Source organism: Muriicola marianensis (genome assembly GCF_014638095.1).
Classification (GTDB): domain Bacteria; phylum Bacteroidota; class Bacteroidia; order Flavobacteriales; family Flavobacteriaceae; genus Muriicola; species Muriicola marianensis.
In genome coordinates this window covers 41,720-65,643 of record NZ_BMFH01000001.1, presented here as the reverse complement: position 1 = coordinate 65,643, position 23,924 = coordinate 41,720, and the positions used below count along the sequence as shown (strand labels likewise).

Annotated in this window: 24 protein-coding genes; 15 read left to right on the top strand and 9 right to left on the bottom strand. The window is 46.8% G+C overall.

The genetic code is table 11. The features are described from left to right. Positions 1 to 55 precede the first annotated feature (55 nt). A complete protein-coding gene (locus IEV19_RS00350) occupies positions 56 to 721 on the top strand; it encodes a hypothetical protein (RefSeq protein ID WP_188368719.1) in 666 nt (221 codons plus the stop codon). Here the strand turns inward: IEV19_RS00350 and glyA are convergent. Continuing rightward, a complete protein-coding gene (gene glyA, locus IEV19_RS00345) occupies positions 701 to 1,993 on the bottom strand; it encodes a serine hydroxymethyltransferase (RefSeq protein WP_188368718.1) in 1,293 nt (430 codons plus the stop codon). The genes IEV19_RS00350 and glyA overlap by 21 nt on opposite strands. 112 nt (positions 1,994 to 2,105) lie before the next feature. Between glyA and fahA the strand changes: the two genes are divergently transcribed. Next, entirely contained in the window at positions 2,106 to 3,386 is a 1,281-nt protein-coding gene (gene fahA, locus IEV19_RS00340; protein ID WP_188368717.1) for a fumarylacetoacetase, read from the top strand. A gap of 132 nt (positions 3,387 to 3,518) precedes the next feature. Next, positions 3,519 to 4,706, top strand: a complete 1,188-nt coding sequence (locus IEV19_RS00335) for a hypothetical protein (RefSeq protein WP_188368716.1) — start codon at positions 3,519 to 3,521, stop codon at positions 4,704 to 4,706. 48 nt (positions 4,707 to 4,754) lie between these two features. Here IEV19_RS00335 and ytxJ read toward each other — a convergent pair whose 3' ends face one another. Next, on the bottom strand, positions 4,755 to 5,138 hold the full coding sequence (gene ytxJ, locus IEV19_RS00330) for a bacillithiol system redox-active protein YtxJ (RefSeq protein WP_188368715.1): 384 nt from the start codon (positions 5,136 to 5,138) through the stop codon (positions 4,755 to 4,757). 171 nt (positions 5,139 to 5,309) lie between these two features. Here ytxJ and clpB point away from each other — a divergent pair, with 171 nt between their 5' ends. Continuing rightward, positions 5,310 to 7,910, top strand: a complete 2,601-nt coding sequence (gene clpB, locus IEV19_RS00325; RefSeq protein WP_188368714.1) for an ATP-dependent chaperone ClpB — start codon at positions 5,310 to 5,312, stop codon at positions 7,908 to 7,910. 118 nt (positions 7,911 to 8,028) lie between these two features. After that, entirely contained in the window at positions 8,029 to 8,625 is a 597-nt protein-coding gene (locus IEV19_RS00320) for a TetR family transcriptional regulator C-terminal domain-containing protein (protein ID WP_188368713.1), read from the top strand. A gap of 2 nt (positions 8,626 to 8,627) precedes the next feature. On the opposite strand, the gene IEV19_RS00315 is transcribed toward IEV19_RS00320, so the two are convergent. Then, positions 8,628 to 10,118 carry a PorP/SprF family type IX secretion system membrane protein gene (locus IEV19_RS00315; RefSeq protein WP_188368712.1) on the bottom strand — a complete coding sequence of 497 codons (1,491 nt, stop codon included), beginning with the start codon at positions 10,116 to 10,118 and terminating at the stop codon, positions 8,628 to 8,630. Positions 10,119 to 10,209: 91 nt separating this feature from the next. Between IEV19_RS00315 and IEV19_RS00310 the strand changes: the two genes are divergently transcribed. Beyond that, positions 10,210 to 10,752 carry a SixA phosphatase family protein gene (locus IEV19_RS00310; RefSeq protein ID WP_188368711.1) on the top strand — a complete coding sequence of 181 codons (543 nt, stop codon included), beginning with the start codon at positions 10,210 to 10,212 and terminating at the stop codon, positions 10,750 to 10,752. Here the strand turns inward: IEV19_RS00310 and IEV19_RS00305 are convergent. Beyond that, positions 10,730 to 11,497 carry a DUF6503 family protein gene (locus IEV19_RS00305; protein WP_229732436.1) on the bottom strand — a complete coding sequence of 256 codons (768 nt, stop codon included), beginning with the start codon at positions 11,495 to 11,497 and terminating at the stop codon, positions 10,730 to 10,732. The two genes, IEV19_RS00310 and IEV19_RS00305, sit on opposite strands and share 23 nt — an antisense overlap. 73 nt (positions 11,498 to 11,570) lie before the next feature. Between IEV19_RS00305 and smpB the strand changes: the two genes are divergently transcribed. Then, positions 11,571 to 12,032, top strand: coding sequence for an SsrA-binding protein SmpB (gene smpB, locus IEV19_RS00300; RefSeq protein ID WP_188368710.1), 462 nt, complete (start codon positions 11,571 to 11,573; stop codon positions 12,030 to 12,032). Between the two features lie 12 nt (positions 12,033 to 12,044). On the opposite strand, the gene IEV19_RS00295 is transcribed toward smpB, so the two are convergent. Further along, positions 12,045 to 12,686, bottom strand: a complete 642-nt coding sequence (locus IEV19_RS00295; protein ID WP_188368709.1) for a protein-L-isoaspartate(D-aspartate) O-methyltransferase — start codon at positions 12,684 to 12,686, stop codon at positions 12,045 to 12,047. A 112-nt stretch (positions 12,687 to 12,798) separates the two neighbouring features. Between IEV19_RS00295 and IEV19_RS00290 the strand changes: the two genes are divergently transcribed. The 8 genes from IEV19_RS00290 to IEV19_RS00255 are packed head-to-tail and all read left to right on the top strand — an operon-like array spanning position 12,799 to position 19,978. Continuing rightward, positions 12,799 to 13,758 carry a Gfo/Idh/MocA family protein gene (locus IEV19_RS00290; protein WP_188368708.1) on the top strand — a complete coding sequence of 320 codons (960 nt, stop codon included), beginning with the start codon at positions 12,799 to 12,801 and terminating at the stop codon, positions 13,756 to 13,758. A 25-nt stretch (positions 13,759 to 13,783) separates the two neighbouring features. Beyond that, positions 13,784 to 14,677, top strand: coding sequence for a 3-hydroxybutyryl-CoA dehydrogenase (locus IEV19_RS00285; RefSeq protein WP_188370684.1), 894 nt, complete (start codon positions 13,784 to 13,786; stop codon positions 14,675 to 14,677). Then, entirely contained in the window at positions 14,677 to 15,912 is a 1,236-nt protein-coding gene (locus IEV19_RS00280; RefSeq protein ID WP_188368707.1) for a DUF1015 domain-containing protein, read from the top strand. Before IEV19_RS00285 ends, IEV19_RS00280 begins: the two co-directional genes overlap by 1 nt. Positions 15,913 to 15,920: 8 nt before the next feature. Continuing rightward, positions 15,921 to 16,574 (top strand): YggS family pyridoxal phosphate-dependent enzyme, encoded by a 654-nt coding sequence (locus IEV19_RS00275; RefSeq protein ID WP_188368706.1) that lies wholly within the window; start codon positions 15,921 to 15,923, stop codon positions 16,572 to 16,574. 24 nt (positions 16,575 to 16,598) lie between these two features. Then, the gene (locus IEV19_RS00270; protein ID WP_188368705.1) at positions 16,599 to 17,729 is read left to right on the top strand and encodes an exonuclease domain-containing protein; all 1,131 of its coding nucleotides are present in this window, start codon (positions 16,599 to 16,601) and stop codon (positions 17,727 to 17,729) included. After that, positions 17,729 to 18,565 carry an ion transporter gene (locus IEV19_RS00265; RefSeq protein ID WP_188368704.1) on the top strand — a complete coding sequence of 279 codons (837 nt, stop codon included), beginning with the start codon at positions 17,729 to 17,731 and terminating at the stop codon, positions 18,563 to 18,565. Before IEV19_RS00270 ends, IEV19_RS00265 begins: the two co-directional genes overlap by 1 nt. Further along, positions 18,565 to 19,488, top strand: coding sequence for a tRNA (adenosine(37)-N6)-dimethylallyltransferase MiaA (gene miaA / locus IEV19_RS00260; protein ID WP_188368703.1), 924 nt, complete (start codon positions 18,565 to 18,567; stop codon positions 19,486 to 19,488). The genes IEV19_RS00265 and miaA overlap by 1 nt, the downstream gene beginning before the upstream one ends. Beyond that, positions 19,478 to 19,978, top strand: a complete 501-nt coding sequence (locus IEV19_RS00255; RefSeq protein WP_308418518.1) for a gluconokinase — start codon at positions 19,478 to 19,480, stop codon at positions 19,976 to 19,978. Before miaA ends, IEV19_RS00255 begins: the two co-directional genes overlap by 11 nt. A gap of 45 nt (positions 19,979 to 20,023) precedes the next feature. On the opposite strand, the gene IEV19_RS00250 is transcribed toward IEV19_RS00255, so the two are convergent. The 4 genes from IEV19_RS00250 to IEV19_RS00235 form a co-directional block, all read right to left on the bottom strand. After that, positions 20,024 to 20,734, bottom strand: a complete 711-nt coding sequence (locus tag IEV19_RS00250; RefSeq protein WP_188368702.1) for a response regulator transcription factor — start codon at positions 20,732 to 20,734, stop codon at positions 20,024 to 20,026. Positions 20,735 to 20,740: 6 nt separating this feature from the next. Next, a complete protein-coding gene (locus IEV19_RS00245) occupies positions 20,741 to 22,321 on the bottom strand; it encodes a sensor histidine kinase (protein WP_188368701.1) in 1,581 nt (526 codons plus the stop codon). Positions 22,322 to 22,387: 66 nt separating this feature from the next. Continuing rightward, complete coding sequence (coaE, locus tag IEV19_RS00240) at positions 22,388 to 22,987, bottom strand: dephospho-CoA kinase (RefSeq protein ID WP_188368700.1); 600 nt, start codon at positions 22,985 to 22,987, stop codon at positions 22,388 to 22,390. Then, a complete protein-coding gene (locus tag IEV19_RS00235) occupies positions 22,984 to 23,922 on the bottom strand; it encodes a CdaR family protein (RefSeq protein WP_188368699.1) in 939 nt (312 codons plus the stop codon). Before IEV19_RS00235 ends, coaE begins: the two co-directional genes overlap by 4 nt. Positions 23,923 to 23,924: the final 2 nt, after the last annotated feature.

Here is a 23,924-nt window from a genome sequence, read left to right as displayed (position 1 = left end):
AATCGATCCCCGTTATTTAACACTAACTTTACATAGAGCCCTCAAAAAGGTTGCTATGGCCCATAGCTCAAAAAAAACCAAACTTTTTATCTCCTCCTGCCGGGAAGGCAAAAAGGAGGTCCTGGGCGTACCTTCTCTGATTCGTCAACTCGAGAAGGAATACTTCTCCTCCATCACCATTAGAAACTCCACCGTTTGCTGCGAAGAGAACAACCTCGTCGTGGAAATGAAGTGTCCTATGAACCTGCACGAAGTGCTTTTTCACATGCAGCAGGGCACCTGGGGATCCTGCGGACCAAATCAGGTGAGTACCGGTCTGCCGTTGCTGAACAAATACATGCAGGATATAAGGGAATTGAACGGGGCCTTTATAGACGTGGAAGAACTCTCCATCCATCTAAAGGATTGTACAATTACTATCAAAAAGATCGCCCCTGAGAGCGTGGAAAATCAGCTCGATACCATTCTGACGGTCCTGGCAGAGAATTATATGCACATCACCAGGGATTTGTCTGCCACCCCTATGGAGATCTTTGTCCCCGTATATGAGGAGGTAGAAACAGAAGATGCCATCCTCAGGCTGGTCGGACCCAACTCAATAAGCGACCAGGGGTACTACTTCTACTGGGGACTTTACTTCGAGGAAGAAGAGGAAGGCCTGATCTACGATCTCAAGAACAAGGTTATTATCCCCGGCGACTTAGACCTGTTCAATCTGTAAACTGCTGTAAAGCGGCCTTTTCCTCATCATTGCATTCACATTTTCGCGAACACGGTCGATGATCTCATCGTTTTCAGGATTGCTCAGGACTTCATCGATAAAGGAAACAATAATCCCCATATCGTCCTCCCTGAGTCCGCGAGTGGTCACGGCAGCCGTACCGAAACGTATTCCGGAGGTGACAAAGGGCGATTTGTCGTCAAAAGGGACCATGTTCTTGTTGGCCGTAATGTCTGCACGAACCAGGACCTTTTCCGCATCTTTCCCGGTGATGTTTTTATTTCTCAGGTCGATAAGCATCATATGATTATCCGTTCCTCCGGAAATGATCTTATAATCCCTGGCAACAAAAGCAGCGGCCATGGCAGCGGCATTCTTCTTTACCTGAATCATATAATGAAGGAATTCATCTGTCAGTGCTTCTCCGAATGCAACGGCTTTGGCTGCAATGATATGTTCCAGAGGTCCGCCCTGGTTACCGGGAAATACAGCCAGGTCGATCAGCGCAGACATTTTCCTCAGATTTCCGTTCTTCAGGGTGATGCCGAAAGGGTTGTCAAAATCCTCCCCCATCAGGATGAGTCCGCCCCTTGGGCCCCTCAGGGTTTTGTGGGTGGTGGTGGTCACAAAATGACAATGGGGAATGGGATCGTTCAGAATGCCCTTGGCGATCAATCCGGCCGGGTGAGAGATATCCCCCAGTAAAAATGCGCCCACGCTGTCTGCGATCTCCCTGAACCTTGCAAAATCCATGTCGCGCGAATAGGCAGAGGCCCCTGCAATGATCATCTTGGGTTGTTCCTTTTCGGCAATTTCCTGGATCTTGTCGTAATTCAGAGTGCCGGTTTCCTCATCCACTCCGTAAAAAGTAGATCGGTATAACTTCCCTGAAAAATTTACGGGGGATCCATGAGTCAAATGCCCCCCATGTGAAAGATCGAACCCAAGGATGGTGTCTCCGGGCTGCAGACAAGCCTGGTAAACGGCTGCATTGGCCTGTGAACCCGAATGTGGCTGAACATTGGCGTAAACGGCCCCAAAGAGTTCCTTGGCGCGTTCGATGGCCAGAGTTTCAACCTGATCCACCACCTCACATCCTCCGTAATACCGCTTGCCGGGATATCCCTCCGCGTATTTGTTGGTGAGCACAGAACCGGCGGCCTCCATAACCTGCGGACTCGTAAAATTCTCAGATGCAATTAACTCTATCCCCTGCAGCTGACGTTCTTTTTCAGCTGCAATGAGTTCAAAAACCTGGGTATCCCTTTTCATAAAAACGAAATTCTTTCCATTGAGGCGTAAAAGTACAAATTGCAGGGGGTTAATGTTCAGAAAATAATATATTTGATCAGGATTTTATCAAACAGCAATTAACAATAGTACAATGCCATTAAAAGCGAATGACCCTACACTGACATCCTGGTTACCCGTACCGGAGCATTCTGATTTTCCCATTCAGAATATCCCGTTCGGCGTTTTTCTCACCCGGGATGACATCATCACGATTGGGACACGCATAGGGGATCACGCCATCGATCTCGGGGCATTGCACCAGCTCGGTTACTTTAAGGATATTCCATTGACAGACGACATCTTCCTGCAGGATACCCTGAATGATTTTATCTCAGACGGAAAAAAGACGTGGCGACTGGTCAGGAACCGAATCAGTGAAATATTCCAAAAAAGCAACAAGGAGCTTCAATCGAATAAGGAACATCAGAAGATCGTGCTGTTCACCCTTGACGAGATCGAGATGCAGTTACCTGTACAGATCGGGGATTATACGGACTTCTATTCCAGCAAGGAGCACGCCACCAACGTGGGTAAAATGTTCCGGGACCCAGACAATGCCCTGCTTCCCAACTGGCTGCACTTGCCCGTTGGCTACCATGGTCGCAGTTCCACTATTATCCCGAGCGGCACCCCCATCAGAAGGCCAAACGGTCAAACCCTGCCCAAAGGCGCAGATACCCCTGTTTTCGGCCCCTCGAAACTACTGGATTTTGAACTGGAAATGGCTTTTATCACCACAGATGCCAATGCGCTGGGTGAACCCATCAATATTGAAGAAGCCGAGGATTATATCTTTGGGCTGGTTCTCTTTAACGACTGGAGTGCCAGGGACCTCCAAAAATGGGAATACGTCCCCCTGGGACCATTCCTGGGGAAAAATTTTGCCTCTTCTATTTCTCCCTGGATCGTAACCCTGGATGCCCTGGAGCCTTTTCGGGTAGCCAGTCCGAAACAAGACCCTCTTCCCCTGCCCTACCTCGCTCAGAAAGGTAAAAAGAGCTTTGATATCAATCTCGAGGTGGCGATCAGACCCGATAATGGTTCGGACACCACGGTTTGCAGGACCAATTTTAAGTATATGTACTGGACCATGGCCCAGCAACTCGCGCACCACACCATCAATGGGTGTAAGGTGAACAGCGGGGATATGATGGGTAGCGGAACTATTTCCGGGCCTACTCCTGATTCATTTGGTTCCATGCTGGAGCTTTCCTGGCAGGGCACCAAGGAGATCCCTCTTTCCGACGGTACTACCCGTAAATTTTTGAAAGACCACGATACCGTGATCATGAAGGGTTACTGTTCCAAGGACGGCGTCAGGATAGGATTCGGAGAAGTTGCCACAAAAATATTGCCTGCTCTGAAGTTCTAAACGGACTCTCCTTTTTTTACTTTTTAATGTATTTTATCGGAACTATACGATAAAACAACCTTTTTCGTTATGATTTCGGAAGATTTTGGCATGGCTCTTGGTCTTGCCCTACAAACCGCAAATCACAATATCATGAAAAAGGCACTACTTATTTTTTCAACAGTCTTTTTATTCCTGGCCTGTGGAGGCGTTAAAAAGACACAGGAAGCGATCAATACCGGTAACTATCAGCAGGCGATCAACAGTGCGTTGAGAAATCTCGCTGACAACAAGGACAAGAGGGGTAATCAACCTTATGTTCTTATGCTGGAAGAGGCTTTTGCCAAGAATATGGAACGCGAACTCCAGAATATTGCCTTCCTGGAAAAGGATGGGAACCCGGCAAATCTGGAGGCTATTTATAAAAGCTATACCCAGCTCAGGCAGATCCAGGAGCGGATCAGGCCTTTGCTGCCCCTCTATGTCCGGGATGAGAACAGGAACGCGAGGTTCAACTTCAAGAATTTTGATGAAGATATCATAGATTCCAAGGATAGATTGTCTGATTATCTGTACGACAATGCCCTTTCCCTTTTTGAAAGTGCTTCCAGCAAACTCGATTATAGAAGGGCCTATGAGGATTTCAGATACCTGGATGAGATCAATCCCGGTTATGCTGACACCAAGGAGCAGATGGAAGTAGCTTACCAGAGAGGTCTGGACTATGTCAAGGTAAAAATGGTCAACGATACCCAGGTGGTGATTCCGGAAAGGCTTGAAGAGGAATTGCTGAATTTCAATACCTATGGACTGGACGACCTCTGGACCCAGTATCACAATAATCCGCTTGAGAACATCAGGTACGATTACGAAATGCAGGTGGCTTTCAGGGAGATCAACATCTCACCAGAACAAGTCAATGAAAAACAGTTCGTCAAGGAAAAACAAGTGAAGGACGGCTACAGGTATCTGGAGGATGAGAATGGAAACCTGGTTAAGGACAGTCTCGGGAACGAGATCAAGGTAGATAACTTTAAGACAGTAACCTGTAATTACTACCAGTTTACCCAGCAGAAAATGGCTCAGGTAACCGGACTGGTGAGTTTTGTTGATCTCAACACCAAGCAGCAGCTCAACACCTATCCCCTGTCCAGTGAATTCCTCTTCCAGCATGTGTACGCTAACTACAGTGGAGACAGAAGGGCCCTGGACAATGACCTGATCGCCTTGCTCAACCTGGGCGCGGTACCTTTCCCCAGCAATGAACAGATGGTTTACGATGCCGGTGAAGACCTAAAGGCCAAACTCAAACAGATCATAGTTAGACATCGTTTTAATTAAATCGATTTAAATGAAAAGAAGAACCCGGGAAAAAGATCCCGGGTTTTTTTATATCCATTCCGAAAGATTGATCCCCGAAATGAGTCCGTGCGATGCGTGATGCACCACCCTTCCATACTTTATGATCAGGACCTGGGGAGATTCGTGTCGGATGCCCAAACGGCTTGCGATCTCATGAGATAACTCCCTGTTGTGCTGGATGTGAAACAGGTGAAACTCTGCCTTGTCATCACATGTTGAATTATGGGATTCAAAGGACCGTCTGGCCATCCCACTGATCCCGCAGGTAGTGGAGTTTTTAAAGATGACCTGAGGAATATCAGTCGATCTTTTCAGGATCTCCTCCAGTTGTTCTTTGTTCTCAAGGGAAATCCACTGAATGGTATCCCGCGACTTTTCGGAATCGGATTTACCAGTGCTGAATAATCTCATTAGTCCCATAGTTCAAATACTTTCAACCCAAATTAAAAAGATAAGATGACCTGACTTATTGTCTTGTAAATAAAGGCTTTATCAGACATTTTGTCTGTTATAAAACAATGGTAGGATTGTTGTCCTAGCGATTGCAAAAATAGGAATAGGAATTAAATACAATCATCGATCATGAATATTAACAATTTTACCATAAAATCACAGGAGGTCATTCAACTGGCTCAGCAAATAGCCCAGGAGATGCAGCATCCTCAAATAGAAAATGAGCATCTCTTCAAGGCGTTGATGGAGACCGACGAGAATGTTCTCCCATTCATTCTGAAAAAGCTGAACGTCAACCTGACGCTCGTTAAACAGATCCTGGAAAAGGAACTCCAAAGTATTCCAAAGGTATCAGGAGGGGAACTGCAATTCTCCAAAGAAGCAGGAAAGACACTCACGGAGGCAAGTATTACTGCCAAGAACATGAAGGATGAATTTGTCTCCCTGGAACACATCCTGCTTGCCATTTTTAAATCCAAAAGTAAGATCGCACGCATCCTGAAGGACCAGGGGGTAACTGAGAAGGACCTCCTGTCTGCTATCGGTGAACTGCGCAAAGGGGCCAAGGTGACCTCACAAAGTGCGGAAGACACCTATAATGCCCTGAATAAATACGCCCGCAACCTGAATGAGGAAGCAGACAGTGGTAAACTGGACCCCGTTATTGGGCGAGATGAGGAAATTAGGCGCGTATTGCAGATTCTTTCCAGAAGGACTAAGAACAACCCCATGCTCGTAGGAGAGCCCGGTACCGGTAAGACCGCTATTGCGGAAGGGTTGGCCCACAGGATCATACAGGGTGATGTGCCTGAAAACCTCAAAGACAAGGTGATCTATTCCCTGGATATGGGGGCCCTTATCGCCGGGGCGAAATACAAGGGAGAATTTGAAGAGCGTCTGAAGTCGGTGATCAAAGAAGTTACCTCCAGCGATGGGGACATCGTTTTGTTCATAGATGAGATTCACACCCTGGTAGGTGCCGGGGGCGGACAGGGCGCCATGGACGCAGCCAACATCCTGAAACCCGCTTTGGCAAGAGGAGAGCTCCGGGCCATTGGGGCTACCACCCTGGATGAATACCAGAAGTACTTCGAGAAGGATAAGGCGTTGGAGCGAAGGTTCCAGAAAGTAATGGTGAACGAACCCGATACAGAGAGTGCCATCTCTATCCTCAGGGGTATCAAGGAAAAGTACGAGGCCCATCACAAGGTGCGGATCAAGGACGAGGCAGTGATCGCCGCTGTGGAACTGTCGCAGCGATATATCACAGACCGTTTCCTTCCCGATAAGGCCATCGACCTTATGGATGAGGCAGCCTCCAAATTGAGAATGGAGATCAACAGCAAACCCGAAGACCTGGACGTACTCGACCGGAAGATCATGCAACTGGAGATCGAGATCGAGGCTATAAAACGGGAAGAAGACCACGCCAAGCTCAAATCGCTCAATATTGACCTCGCTAACCTGAAGGAAGAAAGGAATGAGATCTTTGCCAAGTGGGAGAGCGAAAGATCGGTCATCGATGCCATCCAAAAGACCAAAGTAGATATAGAGGATTATAAACTGGAAGCAGAAAGGGCTGAGAGAAACGGGGATTATGGACTGGTAGCTGAGCTGAGATACGGCAAGATCAAGGAGGCACAGGTAAAACTCGAAAAATTGCAGCAAGACCTGGCCGAAGCCCAGAAAGCAGGCACTTTGATCAAGGAAGAGGTCACCAATGAGGACATAGCTGAAGTCGTGGCCAAATGGACCGGGATACCCGTGACCAAAATGCTTCAGAGTGAGAGGGAAAAACTCCTAAACCTCGAAAATGTATTGCACAAGCGCGTAGTAGGCCAGGAAGAGGCCATCGAAGCGGTTTCTGATGCGATCCGCAGGAGCAGGGCCGGACTGCAGGATGCCAAGAGACCTATCGGTTCCTTCCTGTTCCTGGGTACTACCGGGGTAGGTAAGACCGAATTGGCCAAGACCCTGGCAGACTACCTCTTTGACGATGAGAATGCCATGACCCGAATTGATATGAGCGAGTATCAGGAGAGGCATTCCGTGAGCAGGCTTGTGGGAGCACCTCCGGGATATGTCGGATATGATGAAGGCGGACAGCTGACAGAAGCAGTAAGGCGGAGACCTTACTCTGTGGTTCTCCTCGATGAGATCGAAAAAGCACATCCGGATACTTTCAGCATCCTTCTACAAGTTCTGGATGAAGGAAGACTGACGGACAACAAGGGTCGGGTAGCTGATTTTAAGAATACGATCATCATTATGACCAGCAATATGGGCGGTCATATCATACAGGAGACCTTTGAAAATCTCAAGGATATCCACAGTGCCACTGAAGCAGCAAAAATTGAGGTGATGGCCCTGTTAAAGCAGAATATAAGGCCGGAATTCCTTAACCGGATTGACGATATCATCATGTTCACTCCGCTGAGCAAGAAGAATATCATCGATATCGTGAGGTTACAGCTCGAACACCTCAAGAAAATGGTCGCCAAGCAACACATTACCATTGATGCCACTGAAGAAGCGATCCAATACCTGGCAGAGAGAGGCTATGATCCTCAATACGGGGCTCGCCCTATCAAGCGGACCATCCAGAAAGAGGTGCTGAACAGTCTTTCAAAAGAACTGCTGAGCGGGAAAATAACGGCAGACAGTATTATTCTGATCGATTCCTTTGACGATGGGCTCGTTTTCAGGAACCAGTCGGAACTGGTGGAGTGAGATCATAATAGGTTGATATAATCACAGCCGGGGACCCTAAATCCCCGGCTGCCTTTTTTTAAAAAAATATGTGCTTCACAGGTTTTGGTTTTTTATATTCGTACAAAATAGATCCTGAATGACCACCAAAGCCGAACGTACCACTGCCTTCATTATTGAAAAAGTGGCACCCGTGTTTAACAAACACGGCTACATCGGCACCAGCATGAGCGACCTTACAGAGGTCACCGGTCTGACAAAAGGGGCCATCTATGGCAATTTTGAAAATAAGGAAGCCCTTGCCCTTGCTGCCTTTGAGCATCTCAGCACCATCCTGTTAGACGCCATTGAGAATCGTCTGTCAGGCGATGGTCATACACTGGATCTCATTTACAGGCTCACCAACTTCTACCGGCATTACGATGAATTTACGGCTCCTCTTGGGGGATGCCCTGTACTGAATGTAGGGATGGATGCCCATTACAACAATCGGCTTCTTCTCGGGGCTGCCAGGGAGACCATGCGTACCATAGAGGGCAAGATCGCACTGGTACTGGAAAATGGGATAAAGAACGGTGAGATCAAGCTCCCTGTTCCTCCCCTTCAGTTTGCCAAGCAAATGTTCACCATGATACAGGGGGCTGTTGCCATGGCCACTATTTCCGGGGATCGCAAGTACCTTGTCAATACCATAGCGTATCTGGAAGTCCTGATCAAAAGGGAAATGAGGCTCTGAATCTATTGCTCCCGGACCCTGAAGATCCAGATAGTTTCCGAATATTTACCAAAGAATTTGCTGTCCCTGGCTTTCCGGGCTTCCTGCATGGAATCGTACCGTTCGAGATAAACGTAGTTAAGCTGTCGATCAGTGCGGTAGAAAAATCTCGGATTCAATCCTTTTTCGGACAGGGTTTTTACAAACAATTCGAGATATCGTTCAGTACCAAAAGCGTTAACAATTAGATAAAAGCCGGGGGTCACGTCTTCTGATATGACAGCCTCCTCAAAACGTTCTCCCTCCCGTGGGATGACGGATTTCTCCCGGACCCTCTCTGCCTGAATTTTTGCTATTTCTTCCAGGGAATCTTTTCTACGCTCAACTACCTTAGCTATCCGAGCATTTTCATCTTCTTCTGCCTTCCTTTGTACCATTGCTACCGAATCCTTTCGATTCGCTATCATTATGAGGGAATCTTTTTCCTTCTGAGCCTGAGCTTCGGCCAGTGCTTTCCGCTCTTTCTGACTTAGTTTTTTCTTTTTCTCCGGGATCTCCGCAAGAGGTTCTTCTTCAATATCGAAACCGACAATCTTCCGCCTGAGATCAGGTGCTCTAAAGTGGTAGGAGGTTACGATCTCAAAACTAGGATCCGCAGCTTCCAAATCAGCAGAAGTTGCAATCTCGATCAAGACACCAAAGGAGAATTTACCAAAGAAAGTGCCTCCCAATCCCCCTGAAATACCGAAAAAATTATGATATCCTCCCTGAATCCAAAATTGGTCCGTGCTGAATAAGGTATTTATTCCGAACTGTGTATCCAGTTCAGGGACGGTCTTGACAAATACCATGGGTCTGATGTATCCTTCTTCAAAAAGGCCGCTTCCTTTAACAGGAATCACTAAGCTCGTAGACCCCAAAAATATCTTTTCGTCAGAACCGTTGTTTTGGTCTCCTTCGGTAAGGTTGTATTCCAGAGCGTTTTCTACGGCAAGCCCCAGGTTGAAATTACCATAACCGAATTGGATCCCAGGCGCTGCCTGTAGTACGAATGATGGTTCGTTATTGAGTTGAGGGAGACCTGCTCCAGGACTTTGCTGGAAACGGTCATCCGCAAGTTCCTGCCGGAACCCGAGCAGGTTTAGTCCCATAGCCAGAGAAATATCCTGGCCCAGATCAAAGGCATACGCATAGTTCAGTACTCCCCCGGTTTGCAGGAACAGGCCGGTGTTCTGCTGTAGGAATCCCACACCGAAAGCAGAATTCCTGTTCATCCTGTGAGTATAATTAGCAAATACGGTTGTCGGATCTGCATCAACCTGCTGCCACTGCCACCGAACCCAGAGAGAAAGAGATTGAGGATTGTTTCTGTCCAAAGAAAATACAGGATTGAACAGACTGCTGTTATACTGGGTCAGATTGTACTGCCTGAGGTCGGGTGGCAACGTAACTTCCTGGGAACTCAACCTGATAATACTGCAAAAAAATAATGCGATTAGAAGGGGTTTTCTCATAGGGAGGTGGATTCCAGGAAATTTCATACTATTTTTACGAAAGTAAAGTTACATAATAGTAGCGTACTCAACAGACAAAATCGGATCGCTTATGAAACGTATATTCCCTGCCCTTTTGCTCTCGCTTATCCTGATGACCGGCTGTAAGGAAGATTCCCAGCCCACCCAAATGGAGATTGGCCCGGAAGTGACCACTTATTACTTTATCCGGCATGCTGAAAAGGACAGGACAGATCCGGATGATCCTGATCCCGAATTGAATCAAAGAGGACTCGGCAGGGCCATGCACTGGGCAGAGATCCTGAAGGATGCCAACATTACCGCTATTTATACCACAGATTTCCGTCGGACCACCATGACAGCAGCTCCCACCGAGGTGAAATACGACCTGATCCGGCAGTATTACGATCCATCCCTGGTCGATATCGCCAAATTCAAAGCAGATAACCTTGGCAAGAATGTACTGGTGGTGGGCCACAGCAATACAACACCTGAATTTGTGAATAAAATGATTGGGGAAGATAAATACCCCCCTATGGACGACAGTGATAATGGCAGCCTGTTCATCGTACAGCAGATCGGGGATCTCAGTACCGATGTGCGCTTGCATTTTAATTGTAACTGTCCCGACTAACCTCGATGTCCTCCAGCCGGATATCAGAGAAAAGTTCCAGCTTCCTTCTTTCAAAAAGTGAATCGAGTTTAATCAGTTCGGCCTCACCTGTCGGTCTGTAATTTCGGTAATCCACGAATCGGATACCTTTCACATAGCGCTCATTATAGGCCTCACGAAATCTGAGTCCCCCGCCATTCACATGAAATTCATAGGCCAGGTATTGTGGCTTGAAGGTCTCCGCATCTATCCAGTAGATATAGACATCCTCAAAATCATCGCCTCCTCCTTCCTGATCAAAAGTTACCTTTACCTTGTAATAGGTTTTCTCCCCAACGATCTTCTCGCCGATCCACTCTTTGTTTACCGCTGGGTCGTTTAATCCGTATGGGAGTTGAGCGAAATAGAGCACGGAATTGATGGAATTACTGTAGACATTGGCCATACTGTCGGAGACGGCCATCTTTTCATTTTGAAAATAACGGCTGAAGGACCTGCCGTCCCAAACGTCTCTTAATTCCCCGGAATCGGTTTCCCGTGTTCTTGTCATGACATTCCTGCCCTTTGTTCTCTCCAGGGTATAGATCGCATCCCGGAAACGGAAGGTGATATTGCTCTGTTCGTATAGCTCGCCTCCGGCATCGGCAATGGCTCGATCAATGGCCGACTGAGCCGCATTCTTTTTATCGCCGTCACCACAGGTGATGAAAATGATCCACAGAAAGGCAAAAAGAATTGAAATTGGTCTTGAATTGCGTTTTTCCATATTGCAAAGAAACAGGGATTATTCCTGAAATTGAAGAGTGAACTGCTCGATTTGTTATTATTTTTGTGCAGTTATGCAGAAAAACATCAACATCAGGAACAAGAAGGCGAGCTTCCAGTACGAATTGCTGGAGACCTATGTCGCGGGTATTGTGCTGTCCGGAACCGAGATCAAATCTATCCGGCTGGGCAAAGCCTCGATCGCTGAAAGTTTCTGTGAATTCAATGAGAAGGGGGAATTATTCGTGATCAATATGCAGATAGACGAGTATTCACATGCCTCTCATTTTAACCATAAACCCAAGGCATCCCGAAAATTGCTTCTCAATAAAAAGGAATTGAACAAACTGCACAAAGAGGTCCGGACCAGCGGCCTGACCATCGTGCCTCTGAACGTCTTTATCAATGAGAGGGGTTATGCCAAAATGAAGATCGCCCTGGCCAAAGGAAAAAAACTCTACGACAAGAGGGAGGCCATTAAGGAAAGGGAAAGCAAGGTGCGATTAGACCGTATAAAAAAGAGCTTTAATAATTAATCTACTGAGCTTTCAGTTCTTGTCTTCCAGCAGGGGAACGAACCTGAAGCTGCCAAAAGCCTCCCTTTTAAATTCTGTTTCGGATTTCCGCGTGATCCGCATCATCACCTGATCTTCCTCGCCTACCGGGATCACCATCTTCCCCCCTACCTTTAACTGGGAAAGAAGTTTTTTGGGTACCTCAGGGGCTCCTGCAGTTACAATAATACGGTCGAATGGTGCATGTTCAGGAAGACCTTTATAACCATCCCCAAAGACAAACTTTTTAGGCCTGTAACCCATTTTCCTGAAGAAGATCGTGGTCTTTTTATAGAGCTCCAGCTGCCTCTCCACCGTATAAACCTTTGCCTTGAGATAAAGGAGTACCGCAGTCTGATATCCACTCCCTGTACCTATCTCCAGGACTTTTTGCCCGGGCTCGACATCCAGTAATTCAGTTTGATATGCTACCGTATAGGGCTGGGATATTGTCTGGTCAGCTGCAATGGGAAAGGGTTTATCCTGATAGGCATGGTCTTCAAAGCTGCTGTCCATAAAAAGATGCCTGGGAATGGTCCTGATAGCTTCCAGAACCTTTTTGTTCTGAATTCCTTTGGATTCAACCAGGTCAGCCAGTTTGTTACGCATCCCCCGGTGTTTAAAAGTGTCTTTCAAAAGTCTCGTATTATAAAAATTTGATCTGCTGGTGTAAAGTTACCACATTTCCATTTTCTGTACCGGGATCGATTTAGGATTAATCTGCGTATTTTTGACAAAATTTTGGATTATGCTGAATGTGGGTGTTTTGGGTGCCGGACATCTTGGAAAGATACATCTCAGGCTTTTAAATGAATCCCCCAAATACAATTTAGTCGGGTTTTATGACGCAGATGCGATCAATGGCAAAAAGGTGGAGGCTGAATTTGGCTACACCTATTTTGACAATATCAACAAACTGATCGATGCTGTAGATGTCGTTGACATCGTCACCCCTACCCTCTCTCATTATGATTGTGCTAAAAAAGCGATGGAGAAGGGGAAGCACGTTTTTCTCGAAAAACCAATTACCAAGACCCTGGAGGAGGCTGAAACGCTTATCTCCATGGAAAAACAATACGGCGTCAAAGGCCAGGTTGGACATGTAGAACGATTTAATCCGGCTTTTACAGCGGTAAAAGAAATCATCAATAATCCCATGTTTATTGAAACCCACAGGTTGGCCGAATTCAATCCGAGGGGAACAGACGTTCCCGTAGTGCTGGACCTGATGATACACGATATCGATGCTATCCTGAGCGTTGTGCCATCAGAGGTAAAGGACATCCATGCCAGCGGGGTTTCGGTGATCAGCAATTCTCCGGATATCGCCAATGCCAGGATAGAATTTGAGAACGGCTGCGTCGCCAACCTCACCGCGAGCCGGATTTCCCTTAAGAACATGAGGAAATCCCGTTTCTTCCAGAGAGATGCCTATATCTCAGTTGATTTTCTGGAGAAAAAGGTAGAGGTTGTCAGAATGAAAGATGCCCCGGAGAATCCGGGTGAATTCGATATGATCCTTCAGAATGCAGAGGGAATCAAAAAACAGATCTATTTTGAAAATCCGGAGATCGTAAACAATAATGCGATTTTGGATGAATTAGAGACATTTGCCGAGGCGATAGAAAATGATACCACCCCAAAAGTGACCCTGGAAGACGGGACCCGTGCCCTGAGGGTTGCCCTGCAGGTAATCGCTTCCTTTTGAAATGTACAATTAGCAAGAACCTATGATAAAGAATGTTACAGTGATAGGTGCCGGTACCATGGGCAATGGTATTGCACACGTGTTTGCACAACAACAGTTTGAAGTTATTCTGGTCGACATATCGGAGTCGGCCCTCGAAAAAGGAATGAGCACCATTCGCAAAAACCTCGACCGTATGCTGCAGAAAGAGGTCATTGAAGAGAAAACGATACGTGCTACCCTGGAGAGATTAAAAACTTCCACCGATTTAAGGTCGGCTGTTTCCAAGGCGGACCTCGTCGTGGAAGCTGCTACGGAAAATCTCGATCTGAAACTGAAGATATTTAAGGATCTAGACGCAAATGCCCTTGATAAAACGATCCTGGCCACGAATACATCTTCCATCTCCATCACTCATATCGGCTCTGTTACCAAAAGACCTGCTCAGGTGATCGGCATGCATTTTATGAATCCCGTACCTATCATGAAACTGGTCGAGATCATCCGAGGGTACAACACCTCGGACGAGACGGCGAAAACCATCATGGAATTATCCGAAAAGCTCGGAAAAACCCCTACCGAGGTCAATGACTATCCCGGATTTGTTTCTAACAGGATCCTCATGCCTATGATCAATGAAGCCGTGGAAACTCTTTACAACGGGGTTGCAGGGGTAGAAGAGATAGACACCGTTATGAAACTGGGTATGGCCCACCCCATGGGACCCCTGCAATTAGCGGATTTTATCGGACTGGACGTTTGCCTCTCCATTCTACACGTGCTTTATGACGGATTCAAAAATCCAAAGTACGCGCCTTGTCCCTTGCTCACAAACATGGTCATGGCAGGGAAGCTCGGGGTAAAATCCGGGGAAGGATTCTACGATTATTCCGAATCCAGGAAGGCAGAAAAGGTGTCCTCTCAATTCAGGAAGGCGTAATGGCAGTTGTCAGACCTTTCAAGGCTATCAGACCTGCTGCAGATAAGGTCTCCTACGTAACTTCCAGGTCTTATGAAGCCTATTCGAAGGAGGAACTGAAGGCCATCCTGAAGTTCAATCCCTTTTCCTTCCTGCATATTATCAATCCCGGATTTAAGTTCGATAAAAAAGTTTCCGGGGTAGAGCGGTTTAAACTCGTACATAACCGCTATATGGAATTTTTGGAAGAAAAGGTCTTTATCAAAGACAGGGAGCCTAGTTTCTACCTCTATCAGACCAGGCGCAATGATTTTTCCTGTTGCGGGATCTTTTGTGCCACCAGTGTTGCAGATTATCGCAATAATGTGATTAAGAAACACGAGAATACCATAGAAAGCAGGGAGCGGCTTTTTGCCAGTTACCTCGATACGGTGAAATTCAATGCCGAGCCCGTCTTGATGACCTATCCCGACCATCCCACCATAGCCGGGATCATTAAGAGCACCCGAAAGGAAGATCCGGTCTATCATTTTACCACACCCGACAGGACCACCCACTATCTCTGGAAGATCTCAGATACGGATACTATGCAATCCATCGAGAAAGCATTCTCCCAGATCGACAGCTTGTATATCGCAGACGGGCACCACAGAAGTGCTTCTTCTGATCTGCTCGCCCAATGGTGCGAGGCCAAGAACCCCAAACATACCGGCCGGGAACCTTATAATTACTTTATGAGCTACCTGATTCCGGAAAGCGAGATCCGTATTTTTGAATTCAACCGACTGGTGAAGGACCTCAACGGTCATACAAAAGAGTCTTTCCTTGTCCACCTTGACGAGTTCTACCGGATCAAGAAAACAGACATGGAATTGTATAAACCCAGCAAGAAGCACCATTTCAGCATGTACCTCGATGGGGATTTCTATTCCCTGTACCTTCGCAAACACATCCTTCCGCTGGACAATCCTTTGAATAAACTGGATACGCATATTTTGTACAAGACGATACTGGAGCCCATTTTGGGCATCAAGGACCTCCGGAATGACAAGCGCATACAGTACGGGTACGGAAAGCATAACGTCCTTAGGATGAAGACGGAAATCGATAAGGGGAACTTCAAGGTTGGTTTCAATCTGGTGCCCATAACCATGGAAGAGATCAAGGCGGTGGCAGATGCCCAACTGGTCATGCCCCCCAAAAGCACATATATAGAACCCAAACTCAAAAGTGGTCTGACCATATACGAATTATAGTCTCCAATATGTCTATCGCATCTAATTTAAACGCTATAAGGAAGGATCTTCCGGAACATGTGGAACTGGTCGCGGTATCCAAGACCAAATCCACAGAGGAGATCATGCAGGCCTACAATGCGGGGCAGCGTATCTTCGGGGAGAACAGGATACAGGAAATGTCAGAAAAATGGACCGATCTGCCCAAGGATATCTCCTGGCACATGATAGGACATGTGCAGAGGAACAAGGTGAAGTACATGGCTCCTTATGTATCACTTGTTCACGGAGTAGACAGCCTGAAACTCCTCAAAGAAATAAATAAACAGGGAAAAAAACACAAAAGGGTGATCCCATGCCTGCTGCAGATGCACATTGCCAAAGAAGAAACTAAATTCGGTCTGGATGAACAGGAACTACAGGCCCTGGTAGCCGACGAGGAGTTCAAAAAATTCAGAAACGTGCAAGTCAGGGGATTGATGGGCATGGCCACCTTTACAGACAAGGAAGAGGTGATCCGAAAGGAATTCCACGACCTTAAGCTCATGTTCGAGACCCTTAAAAATATTCTTCCCGGACTGGATACACTTTCCATGGGGATGAGCGGCGATTACCGTATCGCAATAGAAGAAGGAAGCACCATGGTAAGGATAGGAAGTAGTATCTTTGGGGAAAGGCAATAATTTTCAGGAGAACGACAACATCGGATGTATTCGATCCTAGACATAGAGACCACCGGAGGTAAATACAATGAGGAAGGAATCACAGAAATCGCCATCCACAAGTTCGACGGGCATAAGGTGGTGGATAAATTCATATCCCTGGTGAACCCGGAAAGGGAGATCCAACCCTTTGTGGTCAACCTTACCGGGATAAACAGCAAAATGCTCCAGTCGGCTCCAAAATTCCACGAAGTGGCCAAACGCATTGTCGAGATCACAGAGGGGACAACCCTGGTGGCTCATAATGCTCAATTCGATTATCGGATCCTGCGAACGGAATTCAGGCGACTCGGATATAATTTTGAGCGGAAGACCCTGTGTACAGTCGACCTTGCCAAATTACTGATCCCGGAAGCAGAGTCACACAGCCTCGGAAAACTGGTCCGTTCACTGGGGATCCCCGTAAGCGACCGCCACAGGGCTAATGGAGATGCCCTGGCTACCTTAAAATTGTTCAAGGTATTGCTGAACAAGGACCTAAACAAGACCATCATCCATGAAGTCACCAGGGCCGAGACCCTTGGGGAACTCAGCCAGAGACAGTTGAGGATCGTAGACCAGATGCCTTCCGAAACCGGGGTGTATTACATGTTCAACAAGGACAGGAAGATCATCTATCTCGGGAAGAGCAAGGACATTAAGAAGAGGATCAACCAGCATTTTACTTCAGACACCGAGACCGGCAGAAATCTGCAGAAAGAAACACGGAAAGTAACCTTTGAGCTCACGGGGAACGAACTGGTGGCATACCTGAAGGTCCATGAGGAAATTAAGAGGAATCCTCCCAAATATCGGGTTAACGGGGACGATCTGGCCCTGCTGCCAACTCCCAATGGAAAACCCAGCGGTCAGAAAGAACCTTTTCGTCTTGATGGGAAGAACGTTATGGTCGTAGACAAGGGTCGTGAAATAGGGGAACGCAGTGCCGTTCTGATCAAAAACGGTCAGGTAAAAGGAATGGGGTTTTACGAACTCAACCATCAGATCAACAATTTGCATATCCTGGAATCAATCCTTACACCCGTCAATGGGGGTGTCGAGGTTATAAAACAGGTAGAACTCTACCTTACGTATAGAAAGGTGGTCGACATTATAGAAATCAATTCACCCAACTGATGGGAAACCAAAGGCAAAACGACTGGAAATCCAAGATACACGAGGTTATCTACGGCACCCATACCCCGGCCGGTAAGTTATTCGATATCGCACTCCTGATTGTCATTGTCTACAGTGTGATAATCGTAATGCTGGAGAGTGTTCCGCGCATCGACCAGAAGTATCACGATTTTTTAAACGTTTCAGAATGGATCGTGACCATCCTTTTTACCATCGAATACATCCTGCGGATCATCTGTATCAAAACACCCAAAAAATACATCTTTAGCTTCTTCGGGGTCATCGATTTTATTTCTACAATACCAAAGTATCTCTCCGTTATTATCGGTGGTTCTCAATACATGACGGCCTTCAGGGCGCTGAGGCTCTTGCGTATCTTCAGGATCCTGAAGCTGGTCCGGTTCATAGGGGAATCCAACAACCTGCTGAGGGCCCTGAAAGCGAGCAGGACCAAGATCTTTGTCTTTGTCTTCTTCGTGCTTATCCTCTCGGTGATGCTCGGCACGATCATGTATCTGGTAGAAGGCCCCGAACACGGATTCAACAGTATTCCGCACAGCGTGTACTGGACCATCGTCACCCTGACTACTGTAGGTTATGGGGATATTTCTCCGGAGACAGGTCTGGGACAATTTATTGCCACCATAATCATGATCGTAGGTTACGGGGTGATCGCGGTACCCACCGGAATAGTGAGTGCGGAATACGTAACAGACCGGAGCAGAAGGAAAGGGAAGAAAGTCAAGGAGCGAACCTGTCCGGAATGTTCTACAATCATCCTAAAGGAAGATGCCCACTACTGTCGTGTCTGCGGGTTCAGGTTAAAAGATGAATGATGGCACAGAACACCCTCCTGGTAGTAGCAGGTCCGACCGGCATAGGCAAAACGGCCCTGGCGATCAAACTTGCGAAACACTACAAAACGGAGATTATTTCTGCAGATTCCAGGCAATTTTTTAAGGAGATGCGCATAGGAACGGCGGTACCATCCAGTGAAGAACTCGCGGCAGTCCCCCATCACTTCATCCAGCATATCAGTATACATGACCCTTATTCTGTAGGGGACTTCGAAAGGGACGCATTGAAAAAGCTCGAAGAACTTTTTCAGTTAAATGACATCGTCGTCCTGGCCGGGGGCAGCGGGCTGTATATCGATGCCGTACTTCAAGGTTTTGACAGCTTCCCTGAAATAGACCCTTCTGTCCGAACCCGTCTAAAACAGGAGTTACACCAAAACGGCCTGGCAGAACTCCAAAAGGAACTCCTCGAATCAGACCCGGTCTACGCAAAAAGGGCAGACCTGCAAAATCCTCAACGGGTCATCAGGGCTCTGGAAGTGTGCAGGGGTACGGGAAATCCTTATTCCTCCTATCTCGGCAGAAAAAAGGCCCAAAGGCCCTTTCGATCAGTGATTTTGGGACTGGAAGCACCCAGGGAAGAGGTCTATCGTCGTATTGACAATCGGGTAGACGCAATGATGGAGGCCGGACTCCTGGAAGAGGCCCGGGGGCTGATAGAGCACAAGCACCTCAATGCCCTTCAGACCGTGGGGTACAAAGAGCTCTTCGGTTACCTCGAAGGAGATTACGATCTCGACCATGCTATTGAAGAGATCAAAAAGAACAGCCGGAGATACGCAAAAAGACAGGGGACCTGGTTTCGGGGAAAAAAAGAGGTCCTGCCCCTGCCCCATGATCTGCCGATCAAAGAGATCCTGGATCTGATCAACCGACAATTAAAACTGAAGCATGATGGATAAGACCAAGCGTATCTTCTTCGTTATGGGGGTTTCGGGGAGCGGGAAATCAACCATAGGAAAGCAACTAGCAAACACCTTGTCGTTGCCATTCTTTGACGGGGACGACTTTCATCCTCAAGCGAATATCACCAAGATGTCTGAAGGCCTTGCCCTGGACGACGAGGACAGGAAGCCCTGGCTTCAGATTTTGAATTCACTCGCTAAAAAACATGAACAGACGGGGGCAGTGATCGTGTGCTCAGCCCTGAAGGAAAGTTACAGGAACCTGCTGGAAAAAGGAATCTCGCCTGAACCACTGTGGATTTATCTAAACGGTAGCTTTGACCTCATTTCTGAGAGACTCAGGCAGCGTAAGGGCCATTTTATGCCTTCAGCCCTCCTGAGATCACAATTCGACACCCTGGAAGCTCCGGAAGATGCCATAGAGGTGTCTGTGAAACTCTCTCCGGATCAGATCCTGGAAACAATTCTTAAAGAGCTAAGGGAATAAAAAAGGCACCTCTATGGGTGCCTTCTCTTTTCGATTAAGAATAGTTTATTTGTCATTTTTCACGACCAGCCTGAAGCCCTCTCCATGGATATTGAGGATCTCGACCACATCGTCCTTTTTGAGATACTTCCTGAGTTTGGCGATATAAACATCCATACTTCGGGAAGTGAAGTAATTGTCATCTCTCCAGATCTTTGTCAGGGCGAGTTCCCTCGGCATGAGGTCATTCTCATGCAGGGCTAAAAGTCGGAGCAACTCGTTTTCCTTAGGAGACAATTTGATGGGTTCCTCATCCTTGTATTTGAGGAATCTCAATTTTGAATTCAGGTGAAAATTACCGATTTTAAATTCGAATTGCTTGCTGTCTGCCAGAGTACTGGAAGCTTTACGCTGAAGTATTGCTTTAATTTTCATCAGTAGCACTTCTGAGTCGAATGGCTTGTTCAGATAGTCATCCGCCCCGGCCTTGTATCCTTTCAGAACGTCTTCTTTCATGGTTTTGGCGGTCAGGAATACTATTGGGATATTCTCGTTCTTTTCCCTGATCTCCTTCGCCAGAGTGAACCCGTCCTTATAGGGCATCATCACATCCAGTATACAGATATCATAATTGTCTTTTTTGAATTTTTCAAACCCCTCCATTCCATTCTTGGCGAGGGTGACATCAAAATCGTTCATTGCGAGGTAATCCTTCAATACAATTCCGAAGTTGGGGTCGTCCTCTACCAAAAGTATTTTCTTGTTTGCTGTTTCCATATCCATTTAGATTAAAGGCATTTTTATGTAAAAAGTGCTTCCTTTTCCTTTTTCACTTTCTGCATAAACCTCGCCTTGGTGGTCTTCCACTATTTTTTTCACATAGGCCAGTCCCAGCCCATGTCCTTTGACATTATGTATATCACCGGTATGCTCCCGGTAAAACTTTTCAAACACTTTTTTCAGTACCGCTTTGCTCATCCCTGCACCCTGGTCCTGTATCTTCATGATGATGTAGTTCTTGGCTACTTCCGTATAGATATCAATCTTAGGGGCCTCAGGCGAATATTTGATGGCATTGTCCAGAATATTTACCAGCACATTCCCGAAATGCATGTCGTTCGCCAGGATCTCAGACCTTTCCGCATCCAGATGCGTATTGATATAGCCTCCGCGATCCAATACGATGAGTTCAACATGAGAGATGGCTTTCCGGATCAATTCATGAGCATCTACCCGGTCTTTGGAAATGTCGAGCTGGTTTTTCTCCAGTTTAGAGATCCGCAACACATTCTCAACCTGGGCGTGCATCCTTTTGTTTTCATCCCTTATCATTCCGAGATATCGGATCACCTTTTCCTGATCACCTATGATCTTCGGGTTCCTTATGGCTTCCACCGCCAGGTTGATCGTAGCGATCGGAGTCTTGAACTCATGCGTCATATTATTGATAAAATCCGATTTGATTTCAGAGATCTGCTTTTGCTTGATCAGCTGGTAGATCGCACTTGCATAGGCGACCACGATCACCAGGGTGAACAAAAGAGAGAGGAATGCCATCCCCAGAACCGATTGCAGGAGAAATTTCTTCTTCTTGGGAAATGTCAGCAAAAGAGCGAAATTACTACTGCCCTCGCTGTTTTTGAAAATAGGGGCTTTGTAAATCGTTGATTTACCGAATCTGAATCTCCTGGATTTGATCTTGGTGGGCAATCCCCGACTGTAAATACCGTATTCGAAATCGGTATCTATAGCCATATTGCTCAATTCCTGGGTTAGCAACAGCTCTATTTCCTGTCTTGATACCCGTTTGTGGATTGGAACATTTTCTGCGTATTCCCTGTATACATCCTCAAAAACAGCCTTGTCAACACTGGTTAAGCCACCGATCTTCTCCAGTTTCTGGATGGGATTCAGACTGTAGGACTTTCCATCCAGGCTGTACTCCTCCTTGAAGATCGTCTTGGTGCGTTTACTCGTGATATTCCTGAGTTGGGTGCTATCTCCTCCTGTGATACTGTCAAAGAACGTCGAAGCGATATTGTATTCTTCTTCAAGGATACCGTGGGAGTAGAAAAGGATCTCATTGGAGTTAATGTCCCTGTCAATAAAGAAAATATTGCTGAGTTGCGAACTCCTGATCTCCCCCAGACTGTCCTTCAGACTTAGGAATCTATCGGAATATTCCCTCATCTCCCTCTCCTCTATCTTATCCGTTACCCGGTTGAGGACCTCCGCTATCGCATTTGAGAACTGTTCTTCCTTGTCATCGACTGAGCGCTTGATCCAATATAACTGAACTGAAATGATTCCCACCAGAGACAAGCTCATCAGGACGACAAGAAAAACAAATAATCGCTTATTCATTTTGCAGTAAAATTAAAAATTTAACATTTAGGGAATCGGGTGTTTAACCTAACCTTAACAAAAATGTTAAAATTGCGGTTCGGGATCTGATTTGATCAGAGTTTCGTGGATTTCCTGCACTTTTAAGCGGGTCATATCCAGGTTTGTATTCTCGATCACAAAATGAGCAAGAGCCTTCTTTCTCTTTTCGGACCACTGGTGCTTCATGCGTTCGAGAATGGCCGCCTCAGACAGGCTATCCCTCTCCAGTATCCTTTTAATCCGGGTCTTTTTCGGGGCCGTGACCAGGATCATCATATCGAATGACTCGCTGCTGCCATTTTCAAAGAGGATGGCCGCTTCCTGCAGTACATAGGGTGCCGTCTGGCGTGCTGCCCAGGAGCGAAAATCCTGCCTGACCGCAGGATGAACAATTTTGTTTAGCTTTTTCAGCAGCACTCTGTCTTTGAATACTTTTTCCGCGATAAAAGGCCTGTTCAGCACATCCCCCTGATAAGCCTCCTTCCCGAGCAAGGCAATGATCTGCTCTTTCAAAGCCTCATCTTCGTTCATCAGGCGTTTGGCCTCCGCATCAGAATTGTAAACCGGAACGCCGAGATCCTTAAACATCCCGGCCACAGTCGACTTCCCGCTACCAATGCCCCCTGTAAGTCCTACCCTTTTCATTCCCGCTTTAAGATATATTCCACCTGCCTTTGCAGGAGCTGAATGCTGGGGACGCCATCGGGTTCATGCACAAGGCGCACCGCAAGAAAGGCAGAATTATCCTGTACCTCCTCCAGATTAGCTTCGGCCCTGAAATCGGAAGCGGAGATCTCCTTTAATCTCTCAAGGCGGGCTTTGCACAAGACTTCCACTGTGTTGGGGAATGTCCTTATCTGCGTTCCCTCGGGCAGGTTGATAACCTGTACAGGGACCTCTATGATCTTTTCAGAAAATCTGAACACCTGGGCGCTCAACTGAACCTCTCCTTTGCTGAGCCTCGTCTGTTGGAGTGTTTCGGGCCTGACCAGTTGCAGGGTTCTGGTAAAACTCTCACTCACCTCGCTGAGTTCAATGCTTTCCGTCATAATCTCCTTAAGGGTGTCTAACTCCTGTTCAGGGCCTGTCAGGACGATCGAGTCCGGAATGACCTCCAACTCCTTCTCCAGTAAAAAATTCTGGGCCAGATTGAGTTCCAAAGCAGGGACAACCGGGACCTTCTTGCTGACTAGCCTTGAAAAATCAAAAAACAGGGTGTCCGAATTTACCCTAACAATTGACATAGCCTCAGGAATGGCTGAAGACAGCTGTTCCATATAATCCCGTTCCCTTAGGAAAAAGCGATTCTTATTTAAGGTCACCTTTCCTAAATCGATGTCGAGTGTCCCTGAAGAGAATTTCGAACCCAGAAACTTCCATCCGTTACCGCGAACGGTGAGGGTAACATTCTCCTGAGAAGCGTTCATCAAGAGCAGGGAATCCGGTACATTTACATAGTTCAGTTTGAAGGTGATCTGATCCGTGTAGCTCTCCGACAACTGACTGATCAGCCAGGCTAAAAAAGAGCAGGTCAACAGCACAGCAAATACCTTGATCTTTCGCTTTGTACTTCCTTTCAAGA

Coding starts and splice junctions, on each gene's coding strand:
- fahA (WP_188368717.1), top strand. CDS start 2,106: ATGCCATTAAAAGCGAATGACCCTACACTGACATCCTGGTTACCCGTA.
- coaE (WP_188368700.1), bottom strand. CDS start 22,987: ATGAAAAGGGTAGGACTTACAGGGGGCATTGGTAGCGGGAAGTCGACT.
- ytxJ (WP_188368715.1), bottom strand. CDS start 5,138: ATGAGATTATTCAGCACTGGTAAATCCGATTCCGAAAAGTCGCGGGAT.
- IEV19_RS00320 (WP_188368713.1), top strand. CDS start 8,029: ATGACCACCAAAGCCGAACGTACCACTGCCTTCATTATTGAAAAAGTG.
- IEV19_RS00250 (WP_188368702.1), bottom strand. CDS start 20,734: ATGGAAACAGCAAACAAGAAAATACTTTTGGTAGAGGACGACCCCAAC.
- IEV19_RS00275 (WP_188368706.1), top strand. CDS start 15,921: ATGTCTATCGCATCTAATTTAAACGCTATAAGGAAGGATCTTCCGGAA.
- IEV19_RS00335 (WP_188368716.1), top strand. CDS start 3,519: ATGAAAAAGGCACTACTTATTTTTTCAACAGTCTTTTTATTCCTGGCC.
- IEV19_RS00315 (WP_188368712.1), bottom strand. CDS start 10,118: ATGAGAAAACCCCTTCTAATCGCATTATTTTTTTGCAGTATTATCAGG.
- glyA (WP_188368718.1), bottom strand. CDS start 1,993: ATGAAAAGGGATACCCAGGTTTTTGAACTCATTGCAGCTGAAAAAGAA.
- IEV19_RS00290 (WP_188368708.1), top strand. CDS start 12,799: ATGCTGAATGTGGGTGTTTTGGGTGCCGGACATCTTGGAAAGATACAT.
- clpB (WP_188368714.1), top strand. CDS start 5,310: ATGAATATTAACAATTTTACCATAAAATCACAGGAGGTCATTCAACTG.
- IEV19_RS00245 (WP_188368701.1), bottom strand. CDS start 22,321: ATGAATAAGCGATTATTTGTTTTTCTTGTCGTCCTGATGAGCTTGTCT.
- IEV19_RS00255 (WP_308418518.1), top strand. CDS start 19,478: ATGATGGATAAGACCAAGCGTATCTTCTTCGTTATGGGGGTTTCGGGG.
- IEV19_RS00270 (WP_188368705.1), top strand. CDS start 16,599: ATGTATTCGATCCTAGACATAGAGACCACCGGAGGTAAATACAATGAG.
- IEV19_RS00280 (WP_188368707.1), top strand. CDS start 14,677: ATGGCAGTTGTCAGACCTTTCAAGGCTATCAGACCTGCTGCAGATAAG.
- smpB (WP_188368710.1), top strand. CDS start 11,571: ATGCAGAAAAACATCAACATCAGGAACAAGAAGGCGAGCTTCCAGTAC.
- IEV19_RS00310 (WP_188368711.1), top strand. CDS start 10,210: ATGAAACGTATATTCCCTGCCCTTTTGCTCTCGCTTATCCTGATGACC.
- IEV19_RS00265 (WP_188368704.1), top strand. CDS start 17,729: ATGGGAAACCAAAGGCAAAACGACTGGAAATCCAAGATACACGAGGTT.
- IEV19_RS00350 (WP_188368719.1), top strand. CDS start 56: ATGGCCCATAGCTCAAAAAAAACCAAACTTTTTATCTCCTCCTGCCGG.
- IEV19_RS00305 (WP_229732436.1), bottom strand. CDS start 11,497: ATGGAAAAACGCAATTCAAGACCAATTTCAATTCTTTTTGCCTTTCTG.
- miaA (WP_188368703.1), top strand. CDS start 18,565: ATGGCACAGAACACCCTCCTGGTAGTAGCAGGTCCGACCGGCATAGGC.